At 33.8% G+C, this 14568-nt stretch carries 17 protein-coding genes; 11 read left to right on the top strand and 6 right to left on the bottom strand.

Annotated elements, in window-relative coordinates; translation table 11 throughout:
• Positions 1-10 precede the first annotated feature (10 nt).
• The 3 genes from ACFE0M_RS13500 to ACFE0M_RS13490 form a co-directional block, all read right to left on the bottom strand.
• Positions 11-295: a hypothetical protein gene (locus tag ACFE0M_RS13500; RefSeq protein WP_434546303.1), complete on the bottom strand. Its 285-nt coding sequence runs from the start codon at positions 293-295 to the stop codon at positions 11-13.
• 19 nt (positions 296-314) lie between these two features.
• Positions 315-1499: a TolC family protein gene (locus tag ACFE0M_RS13495; protein ID WP_434546302.1), complete on the bottom strand. Its 1185-nt coding sequence runs from the start codon at positions 1497-1499 to the stop codon at positions 315-317.
• A gap of 81 nt (positions 1500-1580) precedes the next feature.
• Positions 1581-2051: a hypothetical protein gene (locus ACFE0M_RS13490; protein WP_434546301.1), complete on the bottom strand. Its 471-nt coding sequence runs from the start codon at positions 2049-2051 to the stop codon at positions 1581-1583.
• Between the two features lie 228 nt (positions 2052-2279).
• On the opposite strand from ACFE0M_RS13490, the gene ACFE0M_RS13485 reads away from it, so the two are divergent.
• From ACFE0M_RS13485 to ACFE0M_RS13475, 3 genes are read left to right on the top strand one after another with little or no spacing between them, the layout of a single operon-like run.
• A complete protein-coding gene (locus tag ACFE0M_RS13485) occupies positions 2280-2657 on the top strand; it encodes an ArsR/SmtB family transcription factor (RefSeq protein ID WP_434546300.1) in 378 nt (125 codons plus the stop codon).
• Positions 2654-3286, top strand: coding sequence for a mercuric transport protein MerTP (merTP, locus tag ACFE0M_RS13480; RefSeq protein ID WP_434546299.1), 633 nt, complete (start codon positions 2654-2656; stop codon positions 3284-3286). Before ACFE0M_RS13485 ends, merTP begins: the two co-directional genes overlap by 4 nt.
• A gap of 49 nt (positions 3287-3335) precedes the next feature.
• Entirely contained in the window at positions 3336-3542 is a 207-nt protein-coding gene (locus ACFE0M_RS13475; protein WP_434546298.1) for a GDCCVxC domain-containing (seleno)protein, read from the top strand.
• Between the two features lie 203 nt (positions 3543-3745).
• On the opposite strand, the gene ACFE0M_RS13470 is transcribed toward ACFE0M_RS13475, so the two are convergent.
• Both ACFE0M_RS13470 and ACFE0M_RS13465 read right to left on the bottom strand, forming a co-directional pair.
• Positions 3746-4612 carry a hypothetical protein gene (locus tag ACFE0M_RS13470; RefSeq protein ID WP_434546297.1) on the bottom strand — a complete coding sequence of 289 codons (867 nt, stop codon included), beginning with the start codon at positions 4610-4612 and terminating at the stop codon, positions 3746-3748.
• A gap of 60 nt (positions 4613-4672) precedes the next feature.
• The gene (locus ACFE0M_RS13465) at positions 4673-5680 is read right to left on the bottom strand and encodes an AraC family transcriptional regulator ligand-binding domain-containing protein (RefSeq protein ID WP_434546296.1); all 1008 of its coding nucleotides are present in this window, start codon (positions 5678-5680) and stop codon (positions 4673-4675) included.
• A gap of 88 nt (positions 5681-5768) precedes the next feature.
• Here ACFE0M_RS13465 and ACFE0M_RS13460 point away from each other — a divergent pair, with 88 nt between their 5' ends.
• The 4 genes from ACFE0M_RS13460 (at position 5769) to ACFE0M_RS13445 (ending at position 9077) form a co-directional block, all read left to right on the top strand.
• Positions 5769-6494, top strand: a complete 726-nt coding sequence (locus ACFE0M_RS13460) for a DUF6090 family protein (protein ID WP_434546295.1) — start codon at positions 5769-5771, stop codon at positions 6492-6494.
• Between the two features lie 97 nt (positions 6495-6591).
• A complete protein-coding gene (locus tag ACFE0M_RS13455) occupies positions 6592-6960 on the top strand; it encodes a hypothetical protein (RefSeq protein WP_434546294.1) in 369 nt (122 codons plus the stop codon).
• Positions 6961-7078: 118 nt separating this feature from the next.
• On the top strand, positions 7079-8314 hold the full coding sequence (locus ACFE0M_RS13450; RefSeq protein WP_434546293.1) for a serine hydrolase domain-containing protein: 1236 nt from the start codon (positions 7079-7081) through the stop codon (positions 8312-8314).
• A gap of 223 nt (positions 8315-8537) precedes the next feature.
• Positions 8538-9077: a hypothetical protein gene (locus tag ACFE0M_RS13445; protein WP_434546292.1), complete on the top strand. Its 540-nt coding sequence runs from the start codon at positions 8538-8540 to the stop codon at positions 9075-9077.
• Positions 9078-9154: 77 nt separating this feature from the next.
• Here ACFE0M_RS13445 and ACFE0M_RS13440 read toward each other — a convergent pair whose 3' ends face one another.
• A complete protein-coding gene (locus ACFE0M_RS13440; protein ID WP_434546291.1) occupies positions 9155-9709 on the bottom strand; it encodes a Crp/Fnr family transcriptional regulator in 555 nt (184 codons plus the stop codon).
• Positions 9710-9885: 176 nt separating this feature from the next.
• Here ACFE0M_RS13440 and ACFE0M_RS13435 point away from each other — a divergent pair, with 176 nt between their 5' ends.
• The 4 genes from ACFE0M_RS13435 (at position 9886) to ACFE0M_RS13420 (ending at position 14443) form a co-directional block, all read left to right on the top strand.
• On the top strand, positions 9886-10902 hold the full coding sequence (locus tag ACFE0M_RS13435; RefSeq protein ID WP_434546290.1) for a hypothetical protein: 1017 nt from the start codon (positions 9886-9888) through the stop codon (positions 10900-10902).
• Positions 10899-11972 carry a DUF3179 domain-containing protein gene (locus tag ACFE0M_RS13430; protein ID WP_434546289.1) on the top strand — a complete coding sequence of 358 codons (1074 nt, stop codon included), beginning with the start codon at positions 10899-10901 and terminating at the stop codon, positions 11970-11972. Before ACFE0M_RS13435 ends, ACFE0M_RS13430 begins: the two co-directional genes overlap by 4 nt.
• Before the next feature lie 126 nt (positions 11973-12098).
• Positions 12099-13595: a sensor histidine kinase gene (locus ACFE0M_RS13425; protein WP_434546288.1), complete on the top strand. Its 1497-nt coding sequence runs from the start codon at positions 12099-12101 to the stop codon at positions 13593-13595.
• A gap of 47 nt (positions 13596-13642) precedes the next feature.
• Entirely contained in the window at positions 13643-14443 is an 801-nt protein-coding gene (locus ACFE0M_RS13420) for a DUF3179 domain-containing (seleno)protein (protein ID WP_434546287.1), read from the top strand.
• Positions 14444-14568 lie beyond the last annotated feature (125 nt).

The following is a 14568-nucleotide window of genomic DNA, read 5'->3' as shown; positions in this document are numbered from 1 at the left end:
TTTTTAATGATTAATGATCGTGATGCTCGGAACCGTCCTCATGCTTATGAGTACCTGATTGTTTCATTTCTGATGAGTCCTCCTCAACGATAAATTCTTCTTGTTCATGATGTTCTTCATGTTCATGTCCGTGATCACCTTCAGTCCCTTCATGGCTGTGGCCATGAGCCTCTTCAGTATGCGTTGCAGATTCCGAATCATGCGCATGGCCATGGTCTTCTGATTCTGATTTTTTGCTTGAACAAGCTATAGCGAATAAAAAAGTAAATGCGAGTATTATATTTCTGATTTTCATAATTCTTTGTTTTTAAATTTTACAATTGATGTTTTAATAATTGAGTTTGCGATATATGTAATTCATACTGCATCCGCAGCATTTCATCATATGCTTTTCTGTAGAACTGCAATTCCGCAAAATAATCCAGAAATGAAAGTTCACCTGATTTGTAAGCTTTGAACAACAGTTGATCACTATTTAAGGAATTTAGCGTGCTTTCATAAGCCTCATATTTTTCCTTCATAAGCTGATACCGATTATACTGCTTTTCAAAATCAGCGTAGTGCTGAAAAGTTTCAGCATTTTTAAAGCTCTCCTGAAATTGAAGTTCTGAAGCTGCTGCTTTCACCTTATTCCGATTACTCCACAATGGAATACTGATCCCTGCATATAAACCTGAAAACCGCTCCCCAGGAATACCTTGGCTGTTGAACCCTGCTGTGATATTGGGAAGCACTTTATTTTTTGCAAGTTTCAGAGATTGTTGCGCAATGAGCTGTTCTTGCTCTAACTTCAAAAGCGCTGGATCTAAACCTAATTTTTCCTGCCAAATACTATCTCTTTCTGATACCGTTAAAGAATTTTCATAAGTATCGGAAGCGAATGCAATGGGTTCATCACCATTTAAGCTTTTTAATTGCAAAGCCACAGTATTGAGTTCATTCTCCAGTTCCTGAATTTTAAACTGATCCTGCAGCCAGGCAACTTTTGCCTTATTCATCTCCATTATCCCTACCTGTTCCTTCGCAAAGAGTTCCTTAACCTGCTCAAAAACCTTTTCAGCCTGTTCAAGTCTGGTTTCTTCAATTGCAATTTGCTTTTGGAGATAGATCAAATGCTGACAGAATTCTTTAGCTTGAGCTAAGACTTCTTGGCGCTTTGACCTATAGGCTAATTCCAGCTTTGCTACTTTTTCATCAATCAAATTTCCTCTCGCGCCATAAACAGTGGGGAATTCAATCGTCTGACTAAATTGAAATTCGGTATAATTAGCATCTGTATGATCAGCAATCGGCAGATAAAAAGCACCAAATTGAAGATCAGCTAGATTATTACCGCTTCTCAAAACAAGCTTTTGGCTGTTCAAATAATCGGCAAAAGCCTTTAATGATTTATTATTTTGCTCTACTTGAGTTAGCACACTTTCTATTGTAGGCGTCTGAGCATATGCCAGTCCTGAAAGCGTACAACACCAAAGTATGAACACAATGGTTTTATACATTTTATATAATTTTAATAGAGTCTGATATGTAATTTTACATCATGATTGATGTAGGCCATGCTTAGTTCACAGCCATCTAAATTAAACTTTAGAAGGAGGACCTCTGAGTGGATTTATGGATAAATTAACCGAATCATAAGGATAGATTAAACCAATAAAGCCCGGTTTTAAATCTGCTTCCCTATGAGGGACTACAATTTCAACCTGCCCAAAATTATGAATTAACTTTTGATCAAACTGTTTTTTTGACTTTAAGGGTTCTAATAATAAAGGAGTGTACTGATGTGTATGATTGGTCGATGAATGCCCATCAAGTAAGGCTTGAAGAAAATTTAAATCTTTCCAATCTTCAGAATTATCCTCATGTTGGTGGTTTCCATGTTGATGACTTTCATGCTGTTGGCTGTGATCATGAGAATGATGATGAACTTGATTCTCCTTATCATTACTATGTTGGTGCTGATGATGCACATGCGGAAATGCATTATGTCCCAATGCAAACAGCAATACGCTTAAAAGTAGAAAGGCCTTTATTTGTTTAAATAAATTCATCAGATTCAAAGATAGGAATTTGCAATCTGTATTCATAATATCCTCAAACACTGTAAAGCAAAAACACACTATTTCTTCACCTAAATAACCATTTGTACATCTTCCCATCAGGCGTCTAGTGAGCGTAAATATTTAATCAAAAAGTAGGTTTCAATTTGTATTTAAGTATTTGCTTAAATAATGAACTAAAATAAGTTGCATCCGTTATGAAAGAAAAATAAAGTGATCATGGATAAAAATCAATCATGTATAAGGGTATTGGCTGATGAGGTACAGATTCAGCAGTGCAAAGAAAACCTCAAAGAAAACAAAGAATCATTCAGTAAGCTGAGTAGCATCCTGAATTTAACCGGTAATGAAGTTAGACTGAAAATACTTTACCTTTTAGAACAAGAGGGCCAATTATGCCCATGTGATCTGTCTGATATTTTGGGAATGAGTATTCCTGCAATATCTCAGCACATTCGAAAAATGAAGGACCGAAATATCATTACAGGAAAACGAAGCGGCCAAACTATCTTTTATGCAATTAATGAAGAGCATTTGGGGCTTTTAAAACCCTTGTTTCAAGAAATTACAACTAGTGACAAAAAAGAAAAGATATGACTACTCAGGAAAACTCAAATATTGAATCCAATCATAACAATAAACTATTGGGCGCAGGATTAGTATCGGCAATTGCAGCATCACTATGCTGTATCACCCCAGTCTTAGCCCTAGTTTCAGGTGCGTCCGGCATTGCTTCTACTTTTTCGTGGTTAGATCCTTTGAGACCTTATCTAATAGCAGTGACCATACTGGTTTTAGCTTTTGCCTGGTATCAGAAATTGAAACTTCGAACGGAAGAGGAAATAGCTTGCGCGTGTGAAGACGATGAGAAACCCAATTTTTGGCAAAGCAAGAAGTTTCTCGGAATTGTAACTTTTTTTGCCGTGGTGATGATGGCTTTTCCTTTATATGCAGATATGTTTTATCCTTCTCAAAATCAAAAACAGACCATAGTGGTGGAAAGTGATAATTTAGAAACTGCCACTTTCGAAATCAAGGGGATGACCTGTAATGGCTGTGCTTCGCATATAGAAAATGATGTTAATAAGCTGAGCGGTATAGTGGAGGTAGATGCGAGTTATGAAGATGCTGATGCCACTGTAAAATACGATAAGTCAAAAGTAACTAGTGAGGAAATTAAAGCTGTGATAAACGGCACGGGTTATAAAGTTATAAGTCAAAAGTAATTATTTTGGCTTTTATATTTAAAAATTTGCTTAAATAAATAATTATATAATGGAAGTAAAATTAGATTCAACTATAAAATGTCCCAACTGCGGGCACGAAAAAACAGAAGAAATGCCAACAGATGCTTGTCAATTCTTCTATGAGTGTGAAAATTGTAAAACAGTTTTAAAACCGCAAGCTGGTGATTGCTGTGTCTATTGTAGTTATGGAACAGTAGATTGCCCTCCAGTTCAACAAAATAAAAATTGTTGTTAATGAAAAATCATCTGACAATGTCAATATGCTAAACCGTCAGACGATTTTTAATATGAGTTAAGCCCCTTATTCTTATCACCACATAACTTAATAGCATTCTAGCTCAATTAAATTATTATTGTTGATTAGAGCTATATTTTTCAAGTCATTTCATCTTAGGGCATTAAACCAAAATTTTAACATTAATGAAAAATTAATCTTAATTAGTCAACTTTAGCATCTCCAATAACAGTCAAGTCATTAAACGGATATAAAATATTCTTATCAAAATTTCCCAGTTCTACTTGTTCGATAGTAAATCTGTGTACTATTTTACCGTCCGTATCATCAAAAGGAAAAACTTCCATTTTATGAGGTAGCTCTATTCCCTCAATTTCCTTAAAATCGCTATATACTGCAGTACCATAGAAATTCTTTGGTGTCCACATAAAATTATCCCTGATGGTATAAGTAGTTCTTTCTACTCTATTGGTTTCCGGATTTATATATAAAATATATTGATCGTTATGATTAGGTTCTGGACTGTCCCAACTAACAAAAACCCTTTGGTAATCATTGCCATTCCAGTTTTCTTCTCCCATGTAGGATATAATTGGTGCATTCATCAAGCGATAGGGTAACTCGATAAAATATTGCATTGTGGGAATGATGAATTCTATTTTTTTATCTGTTATTTTTTTAATATCCTCATTGTTAGGGATATGATATGCTTGCCAAGATTGAATCCCGTAAATATCAGATTTCATAGGTCCCTCTAACCACTTGACACGACTATCAAATGTGTTAAAAGCTGATTGAATTTCGAGCAATACTCCATTTTCTCCCGGCCATGGGTTCATGTTCATTCCATATTGTTTATACCACTCATCTTTGGCAATTAGTGTGTAAACACCATAATCCTCTAATTTTTTAAGATTTTGTTGGGTGACCACATTTTTCAAGATAGTCTTTCCTTTTTCAACATTTTGTTCACTTAAACCATCAGCTATAAGTTTTTTAGATCTAAGGTCTTTTAAACCACAAGCTGATAACAATAATATTAGGACAGCATATGCGACAATTTTTTTCATCTTTTTTATTATTTTAATTTTTGTAAAATTGAAGCAAGTCAAATGATTGTAGTTGATATTTTATGCCAATTCTGAATATTCTACATTTTTCGTCAGTTCAATTGGCTGATTCCATCTGTTTCGAGCATGTAAATAAGCACTACTTTCACTATACCCTAGTAGATAGGAAATATCATTGATTTTTAAATCAGAACTCATTTCCAAGAAACTTGACATCTCCTGTCGGATAGCATCAATTATTTCTCTAAAAGTATTTCCTTCATTTGCTAGTTTTCTTTGAAAAGAGCGTTTGGTCATGAAAAATTGAGAAGCTACATAGTCTAAGTTGGGTGGCTCAGGACAGCACATAGATAAAGCCATTTTCTTAACTCGACCTGAAAATTCTCCTAAATGACTGTGGTTTTTTTCAAGCAATGCTAAATAACCAGTCAAAGCAGAAGTTATGTCCACAGAATGTTTTTTATTTAGGTTTATATCCAATACCGAAGCAGATAAAACTATAGTCGGATTAATCTCTTCAAATGAGTAAGGTATATTTAGTTGTTCAAGTGTTGAAGGAATAAAAGATGGGGGTATGTACACCTTTTCAAAAAAAGAGATGTCAGGTAGTATTCCTTTCAGTTCTCGGATTATAAAATTAAAAATCGCCTCTAAAACTATATTTTGACAAGCTCCTAAATCCTCACTAGCTCCAAGCTTTATTATGAGGTGATTTGATTCTTGATAAACATCTAAATCTACTATTGCATAAGAATGCTCGAGGTAATTCTGAAGAATGTCTATGGCTTGAGAAAAATCCTTGGCGTGTTTTTGTACATGAGCTATAAACCCTAGTGTTCTAACATTTAAAGAAGTCCCCAAAAAATATCCGAAATTAGGAATATTACTGATTGTATTTAGCTTTGAAAGTAAGAGTAAATACTGTTCAGCATCAATTAATCCTTTTTCTAATGAGAAATTATAATCATTGTCTTCATTAGAAACTTTTAGTAATTGTTCTTTATTGATTCCAATTACCTCAGTATATTCTAACAGATATTGTTGGTGGACAGCTGCTACTTTAGCCATAATGAATAATGTTGTCGTTAAATATCAATTTCAATATCCCTGTATTTTACTTATTTTAATAGCAAATTCACGACAAAATACTTTAATCATGTTCAAGCTAACTAAATTAAAAATGGCCACTTCTGGTCAAAAGTCATTGAGAAAATATCTCTTATATGCTTTTGGCGAGATCATCTTGATCGTATTTAGTTTGTTAATGGCATTGCAAATAAATTCTTTAAATGAAGAAAGAAAAAAGAATAATAGGCTTGATGTATATAAAAATTTATTGGCCCAAGATTTAACTGAGGATTTAATAGCAATTGAAAAAACCAAGAATCAATTTGAAAAAGAACTTAAAAGTTTAAACACTCTAAAACATCGATTAAATAATCCTGATGCAACCCTAGACACCGTCTATTATATTGCAAAGAATGAGTTCAGTCCCAGTATTCCTCCTTTTGTAAACTACAACAGAGGTACATTCGATGCATTAAAAGCTTCTGGTGATATTGGCTTATTGGATCAGCTATTAGTGAGTAAGTTGTCTAACTTAATTGAATTACAAGAGGAGCAAAAATTCTATTCAGAATTAACAATACAATCACATGGAAATATTCTGGAAGATTATGTAAAGTCATTTGCGCTTTATAAAGGTGTGATTGAGGCTGGCCCAGTTTATGAGAAAATATGGGGAAACACAAATAAAGTTGAATTGGCTGTAAAACTCAATGCATTGTTAACCTTAAAATTATCTGCTTTAAGCAATGCAATAAATTATTATGAAAAAATAGAAGTGAAAACAGAGCCTATTATATCAGATTTACAAAATTGAACCATCACATTCTAACTTTATTCATTATTTAAGAATTGGCGCAAAATATCAACCCGATTAATAAGATGTGATATAATTTTGAACAAAAATTCACATCATGACCACATTACAAAAAGCTTTATTATCAAACGGAATATTTTCAGGTGCTTCCGGTATATTTTCCGCAATTTTACCATCAATGATTTCAGAATTTTTGGGAATAGAGGAAACCATGCCATTTATAATTATCGGAAGTGCATTAATGGGTTTTTCTATTTTTCTATTTTTGGAAATAAGAAAACAGCGAAAACTAGTTGTCAAAGCCATAATTATTTTAGATTTAATATGGGTTTTAGGTACCATATTTATTTTATTATTCAACCCATTCGGTTTTTCAATTCAGAGCCTTTGGATTTTAGCTTTCGTAGGCTTGATTGTCTTGTTTTTTGCTGTAATGCAGTTTATTGGGGATCGCAAATTAGCGTAATTGTATTCTTAAACTTCATTTAATATTAGTATTAATTACGTATGATTATATTCGGAAGTTCTATATCTTGATTATTGCGTAAAAATTGATTAGGACTGTTACCCTCATAAAGGTCATTATGAAAAAAATAAAATACTCGGGAATATTCATACTACTGGTGATTCTAGTTTATCTAGTATATTATTATGTAAGTTGGAGTCATTTACCTGATAGGGATAATTATGACAAGACAACAGGTGTATTTGACTCAACTTTTAATGAACAAATACAAATTAGTTCAAAAAAATTAGAGATTCTACTGGACAGCTTGAATGTTCCCTCCGCATCTATTGCTATTGGTGTTGATAATAAAATAGTATGGTCTGAAGCCATTGGCTATGCTAATATTGAAAAGAGACTGAAAGCCACGCCACAAACCTCTTATAGAATAGGTAGCACCTCTAAAGCAGTTACCAGCGTAGCGGTAATGAAATTAGTAGAGCAAAATAAATTGAATTTAGACCAATCAGTAGCTACCATTTTACCTGATTATCCAACCAAAAACTGGGATTTTACTACCAGACAATTATTGTCGCATACAGCCGGGTTTCCTGATTATGAGGATTTAGGTATTAGAGGTGGATTTTATACCCTTTTAAATTTTAAACAATTCAACACTGTAGAAGAAGGGCTTAAAGTATTTCAAGATACTCCTCTTTTATTCAAGCCAGGAGAACTATTCAAATATAATTCCTTTGATGTAGTTTTAGCCAGTAGAGTGGTTGAAGAAATTAGTGGAAAAGATTTTTTAACATATCTTGAAAATGATGTTTTCCAGCTGATGAATATGGATAATTCCTATGCAGATCATGCTAAAAAAAGGCCTGAGTATGAAGCTGAATTTTACGAAATTTCATCGGATAAAAAGTATCGGAAATGGCATACTTTTGGTATCCCACATCAAGACCAAAACCTAAGTTATAAATGGGCTGGAGGTGGTTTGCTTTCAACACCCAGCGATTTGGTTAAAATGGGTAATGTTCTGCTCCATGACACTTTATTCATTTCTACAAAGGTTAGAAATATGTTCTTTGAACCACAAAAATTATCCAATGGAGAAATTAATGAACAAAAATATGCTTTGGGTTGGCGTTCTTACTATGAGTACGCTTCTGAACATCTTTTAGGTGAAGGTAGGCCTGTTTGGATGGTTCACCATGGCGGAGTAAGCAAGGGAAGTATGAATTTGTTATGCTTATTTCCCAATGAAGGAGTTGTAGTTGATGTTGCCATTAATGGGAGACAAAAAGATTTTGATTTTAGTCCTTTTTGGTATTTGGTAATGGATATAGTTCAGCCTTTTTTAGGAGAGTAATATGAAAATGTAAGTGGCAGAAATTAGCCTTGTAGGTTTTTATTTTATTATATAAAGCAAATAAATATATGTATTTATTGCACTCTAAATACCAACAATCTTCCATTATCGCTAATTGATGATTTCAATTAGGGGGCAGCTATTGTTTATGATGCTGAGTCCTTGGAAATAAAATTGTAGTAGCATTGATCAAACAATTTTTTTTTGATAAAAATAAAAAACTATGAGTACTAAATTAGACACAAAAACAAAACTGATATTGACCGCTATTATCACTTTTTTAATTTTAGGAATACTTTTGTTAGAACATTTTCGGGGTGGAGTAGTATCGCATCATTTACTTGATAATAAAAATTTGCCCAAGGTATCAAATTGGTGGGGTATTTTAACCATACCGATAGTTAGTTGGATAACGTTGTTCTTCCTTCAAAAGAATAATACAAATAGCAATAATGAGCAAAAACCAATATCAAAAACCCAAGTTTATGGTTTTATAAGTGCTTTTTTGTTTGGTGTTATTTTGACTGTGTTATTTAAAAGTTCTTTAGAAATTCATAATTATCTTTTATTACTCACTTTTGCCATTGCTTTATTTGTACCCATCTATAGACCTGAGTACTATTTGGGTTTTATTTTGAGCATGTCATTCGGTTTTGGTGGGATATTACCGGTAATATTCGGATTATTTTTGATAGCCATTTATACAGTCGAGTATAAATTGATTCGTAGAGGTTTTCTTTTTGTTTTCAACAGATTCAAATGATGAATTCATAAGTTTAAAACAAACACAATTTTAGAGCTAAAGCTTTATTTTTTATAATTGAAATCCATCTTTTAGTATTATATAGCCCTAATTCTACTTAAACTCACCTGAGTAATACCTAAATAAGATGCTATATATTTAAGCGGGATTTTTTGCACAAAATCAGTTTTGTCCAATAATTCTGAATAGCGCTCAGTAGCATTTTTGAATTGCAAACTTTCCAATCTTTTGATGGTATTGACATATTCCCTTTCAAAAATCAAACGAAACAGCCTTTCCAAGTCGTGATGCTGGTCATAGAGTGCAAACAACTTTGCCGAATCTATGGCTATAATCTCCGTGGTCTCTAATGTTTCAATACTTTTTTGGGTAGGCTTGCCTGTAAAAAGGCTTTCTGCTCTTACGATCACATCACTAGGAAAAGCAAAATGCTCTGTTATATCATTTCCATCTTTATAATCAAATATGCGGGTGATGCCTTCTTTTACAAAATAAATGGTCTTGCAGCTATTACCGGCTTGCTGGATGATCTCATTCTTTTTATAACTCATACTTTTGGTGATTTCTCTTAGTGCCAATTTGGCTTTTTCGCTTAAGGGGTTGACCCGATCGAAATATTGAAGAATATCCATTTTTAAATTTAATTCAAATTCTCTAATCTACATAGTTTTAATCTAAGTTTTAAAGTCACACCACTTAGCCAATAAAATAGATTAAAATAGCCATCAAAAACACCTTGTTTTGTCCAATTTGTGACAATAAAATGAATTGACATTCAATACTTTAGATAAGTGTTAAGAAGGGAAAAATGAAGTCTGTTTTATTTATAAATACTCCTATTAAAACTGTAGTGCTGACTGCAATTAGCTTTTTGTTTATGTACGGTCAAGCCAATGCACAAGCTTGCTGCTCTGGAGGCGTGCCTTTAGGAGGAAGTTTGGGCTTAGGAACAGCCGATGCTCAAAGTATTCAGTTTTTAATGACCTATGACCGAAATGTACTTCGGGATTTGATGGATCAAAGAGAGCTTTTGGTTGATGATACTCGAGAAAGAATGACACATTCCCTACTGAATGAAATCAACTATGGAATAGGTGAAAAATGGTCTATAGCTACGGTTATTCCAATCATTAGGCAGGAAAGGAAAATAAAAAATGAGTTTTCAGATCAAACAGAATTTACGGTTGGACAAGGCTTAGGGGATATTATGTTTTTGATTAAATATAGTGTCCTCTCAAGTTCTCTAGAACAGAAATGGCAATGGATAACGGGAGTTGGCCCCAAAATGCCAACGGGAAGATCAGATTTAAGGAATAATAATGGATTTACAATGGCTGCTGACATGCAACCAGGCTCTGGTTCATGGGATTTAATGCTGTGGAACTTCATTCAAAAAGATGGTTTTTTAAGTCCGAATTTAAGTTGGCTTTTGATAAGCACTTACCAATTAAATGGAGCAAATGATAGTTATAATAATTCTCAGACCTATCAATTTGGAAACACTTTACAAATTACGTCTGGCTTCAATTTTAATTTTTTTGCCAGCTGGCCAATAGATGCTTTCTTGTTTGGAAGGTTCAGACATCAACCTCCTGATCTTATTGATGATAGACCTTTTCCGGGTTCAGGGGGTGTCTGGGCTTCTGTTGTTCCGGGTATAAACATTAATATATCTCCCAATCTATCCTTTAGAAGCAGTGTGCAATTACCAGTTTACAGGTCTTTGGAAGGGGCTCAACTGACCACTACTTATCGGACCAGTTTTTCCTTGTTCTATAATTTAAAATTGAATAAAAGTAAAACCTTAAAATTTGACGAGTTATGAAGCCTATAAATTTAACATTTGTTTTGACTTTAATAGTCATGAGTTTGTTTTCCCAGTCATGTGATGATGATGGGTTATTGCCTAATAATAATGGAGGAGATGATGACTGGCTTATCAATAGAGATGATGTATTTGACGGAGGCCCAGGAAAAGACGGAATCCCTGCAATTGATAATCCCAATTTCATTAATGCAAGTGAAGCAACATTTCTTAGCGATGATGATTTAATAGTGGGTTATCTTGAAAATGGGGAAGTAAAGGCTTATCCGCATCAAATTTTGGATTGGCATGAAATCATTAATGATGAATCTTCCAATAGCAAATTTTCAGTGATTTATTGCCCGCTGACCGGAACGGCCACCGCTTGGAGCCGAAATACTTCTCAAGGCTTAACAACCTTTGGCGTATCTGGCTTATTATATAATACCAATGTAATCCCCTATGATCGAAATACCGACAGTAATTGGTCTCAAATTTATTTGAAGGCCGTTAGTGGGGATTTGGCTGGAGAAAAACCGAATACTGTTCCTATTATAGAGACTACATGGGCTACGTGGAAAAATATGTATCCTGATTCAAAAGTAGTTTCAAGAAATACAGGTTTCAATAGAAATTATGACCGTTATCCTTATGGAAATTATAAAACAAATCACGATAATATTTTATTTCCGGTGAGCGAGAGTGATAACCGATTGCCAGCTAAAGAAAGGGTGCTCACCGTTATTTTTGATAAAGAAGCCAAAGCTTATCCAATAAAGGAATTTGAAAATAATGTGACCATCATAGAAGATGATAGTTTTCATGAGATAGTGGTGGTAGGCAGTCAGGAGCATAATTTTGCAGTAGCTTTTGAAAATATCACAACTGATGGTCAACAACTCAGCTTTACTGCAATTTCAAATCAATTTCCATTGGTAATGGAAGATGATGAAGGAAATAAATGGAATGTTTTCGGTGAAGCAAAAGAAGGCTCCAGGACTGGTGAAAAATTACCTTATGCAGATCAAATGATAGGGTATTGGTTTTCTTTCCCTTCTTTTTACGAAGACTTGAAACTTTATGAAAACTGAGGAATCAGATTAATTAGCGAACATCTATAATTTTTTGTTTAAAAGCTACCTTTACTTGGTTGGTTGTCCGCCTAACGACAAGAATACAACTCTTATATTTTAAGCTTTATATAAATTGATTACATAATGGATATCAAGGGTAGCTTTAGACTTTTTTCAATCTTTTCTTTAGGCTTGTTATGTCTGATATTTTACTTTTTAATCTATAATTATTTTTCAGGCTTAGAGGATAGTAAGGAAAGTACCTTAAAAAAATTGAAGGCCATTGTATGCACAGCGGCCATAGGAATAGATGGTAACTTGCATAATGAGATAAGTATGCGCTATGGAAATCGTAATGCCATTCAATCAACAATGGAAGATTCTTCCTACTATCAAATTCATCAGCAAATTAAGGAAGTACAGGAAGTCAATGATTTGGAAAGCCCCATTTACACAATGATTTATGATAGTATCAATTCAGAATTTCAATTTATAGTATCATCCTCAGAAACTCCTTATTTCAGACATCAATACAAACGTTATCCCCAGAAATTATTAGAAGATTTTAGAACAGGCGGAATCTTGGATGTTTATGAAAGTGAAAATGGTGTTTGGCTTTCTGCATTTGCACCTATTACAGATGAACAAGACCAGGTAGTGGGACTGGTTCAAGTGGATGAAGATTTCTCTTCTTTTTTAGCAACTCAGCAAAAAGAACTCATTATTAATTCTATAATTTCTATATTGTTAATAGCTCCGTTTATTGTTTTCTTTTTCCTATATCTTAAAAAAAGGGTTCATCAGGAAGAGCAATTTAAAGAAAAAATATACTTACAAAATAATGAGATTACCCGAGTAAATGATGAATTGGTGCTCAAAAACCAGGAATTGGATAAAACTAAAAATGAAATTGAAATTAAAAATATTGAACTGGATTCAAGGGTAAGACAAAGGACTCGAGAATTGTTAAAGCTCAACATCGAATTAAGAAATTTATTATACCGTACTTCCCATGATATTATGGGGCCATTAGCTACTTTACAGGGCTTATGCAATCTGGGTAAAATAGAGTTTGATAATAAAGAATTTTCAGATTTTCTTAGTAGAATATCCAACACAACTGGAGACCTCATCATTAGAATTAAAGGGATATCCAAAATATATGATGCGAAAAATTCAGAGGTGGTTTGCAAGAGTGTAGCACCAGCTTCTTTGTTAAGTCAAATAGCTGATTCAATCAATTCAGATTTACCAGAACAAAATATAAATTGGATAATTGAGGTTCCGGAAGACCTATTAATTAATACAGATGCGGAATTATTTTCCTTAAGCTTTCATGAGCTTCTTTATCTTATTTTGAAAAATAATCTCGATGCTGACTATCTCAAAATAAAATATTCAAGTAATGATAAAGGACTTCATTGCTTTCAGATTGAAGCTAATGGTCATTGGCTAGATAAAGAGAGGAAGGAAGAATTCAAAAAATTATTTAAATCTAGTGTAAACCACTTGGAAGGGCAGGGTTTAAGACTTTACCTAGCTAAATCTGCAATAAAAAAATTGAATGGCACTATTTCGCTTAGTAAAGACCTGAAAAATGGTGTATTATTAAATATAAAAATAAATACTGGTAAAGAGTAAGTAACTTATTCAATACGGAAATTCAAAAACCTAAAATTGTAAGAAAAATGAAGTATCCTTTTTTAATCCTTATTGTGGGCATATTCTTTTCATGCTCAAATATAAATTCCCAAGAACAGAGTAAAGATCAAGAACCACCTAAAAAACAAAGACCTATTGCTTATGAAAATGGAAAATTCATAAAGCAAGATGGAAAAGAATTACTTTACGGGGGCGAGGATAGTAGCCAGCATTTTAATATTGGCAATTTAGATTTGAAAAAAGAGCAATTCCATTATGGAATTGGGCGAGAAGCATTTCCAGCTTTGTTAGAGCCGGAATTTATCTCTGTGGCCGAAGCAGATGAACTTTGGGAAGATGACGCAAGGTTTTTAGTGGCTTATGCAGGAGATGAAGTGAAAGCCTATTCAGTAAAAGATTTAACAAGACATGAAGTTGTCAATGATGAACTGAATGGCGATCCTATTATGGCAGTCTATTGCGTATTGGCTGATTTAGGAGCGATATACGAAAGAACTTATGGGGATGAAGTGCTTACTTTTGCCTTGAGTGGCTACACTTATTACGATGATGAGGTATGGGACGGCTTAGATGGATTTGTGCTATGGGATAGGGAAACTGAGAGCTTATGGTGGCCATTGGTCGATAAAGCAGTTTCTGGACCATTAAAGAATGTAGGGCTGCTGGAAATGGATAGAGCTCATTGGGAGGACACTAATTGGGAAACAATAAAGAAATCATATCCTAATGCGAAGGTACTTAAATCAGGTCAGGATTTTGAAAGGCCGGATAGTTGGGATAGAAAAGTTGAGGTAGAAAAAATTACAGCAAAATTTAAAGTCAAATAGGGAGTATCTCATAAACTGTGTAAGTTCTAAAATAGAGCTTACGAAACAGTTTTATGACCTCGGAAATTTAGGGAGTGATTTTGTAAAAATCGCTACTTAAATTTCGAGGAGCCCGCGGCAGGCGC

Source organism: Marivirga sp., from assembly GCF_051117495.1.
Taxonomy (GTDB): Bacteria; Bacteroidota; Bacteroidia; order Cytophagales; family Cyclobacteriaceae; genus Marivirga.
This window is presented reverse-complemented; position numbering and strand designations above follow the sequence as displayed.

Coding starts and splice junctions, on each gene's coding strand:
- ACFE0M_RS13500 (WP_434546303.1), bottom strand. CDS start 295: ATGAAAATCAGAAATATAATACTCGCATTTACTTTTTTATTCGCTATA.
- ACFE0M_RS13495 (WP_434546302.1), bottom strand. CDS start 1,499: ATGTATAAAACCATTGTGTTCATACTTTGGTGTTGTACGCTTTCAGGA.
- ACFE0M_RS13490 (WP_434546301.1), bottom strand. CDS start 2,051: ATGAATTTATTTAAACAAATAAAGGCCTTTCTACTTTTAAGCGTATTG.
- ACFE0M_RS13485 (WP_434546300.1), top strand. CDS start 2,280: ATGGATAAAAATCAATCATGTATAAGGGTATTGGCTGATGAGGTACAG.
- merTP (WP_434546299.1), top strand. CDS start 2,654: ATGACTACTCAGGAAAACTCAAATATTGAATCCAATCATAACAATAAA.
- ACFE0M_RS13475 (WP_434546298.1), top strand. CDS start 3,336: ATGGAAGTAAAATTAGATTCAACTATAAAATGTCCCAACTGCGGGCAC.
- ACFE0M_RS13470 (WP_434546297.1), bottom strand. CDS start 4,612: ATGAAAAAAATTGTCGCATATGCTGTCCTAATATTATTGTTATCAGCT.
- ACFE0M_RS13465 (WP_434546296.1), bottom strand. CDS start 5,680: ATGGCTAAAGTAGCAGCTGTCCACCAACAATATCTGTTAGAATATACT.
- ACFE0M_RS13460 (WP_434546295.1), top strand. CDS start 5,769: ATGTTCAAGCTAACTAAATTAAAAATGGCCACTTCTGGTCAAAAGTCA.
- ACFE0M_RS13455 (WP_434546294.1), top strand. CDS start 6,592: ATGACCACATTACAAAAAGCTTTATTATCAAACGGAATATTTTCAGGT.
- ACFE0M_RS13450 (WP_434546293.1), top strand. CDS start 7,079: ATGAAAAAAATAAAATACTCGGGAATATTCATACTACTGGTGATTCTA.
- ACFE0M_RS13445 (WP_434546292.1), top strand. CDS start 8,538: ATGAGTACTAAATTAGACACAAAAACAAAACTGATATTGACCGCTATT.
- ACFE0M_RS13440 (WP_434546291.1), bottom strand. CDS start 9,709: ATGGATATTCTTCAATATTTCGATCGGGTCAACCCCTTAAGCGAAAAA.
- ACFE0M_RS13435 (WP_434546290.1), top strand. CDS start 9,886: ATGAAGTCTGTTTTATTTATAAATACTCCTATTAAAACTGTAGTGCTG.
- ACFE0M_RS13430 (WP_434546289.1), top strand. CDS start 10,899: ATGAAGCCTATAAATTTAACATTTGTTTTGACTTTAATAGTCATGAGT.
- ACFE0M_RS13425 (WP_434546288.1), top strand. CDS start 12,099: ATGGATATCAAGGGTAGCTTTAGACTTTTTTCAATCTTTTCTTTAGGC.
- ACFE0M_RS13420 (WP_434546287.1), top strand. CDS start 13,643: ATGAAGTATCCTTTTTTAATCCTTATTGTGGGCATATTCTTTTCATGC.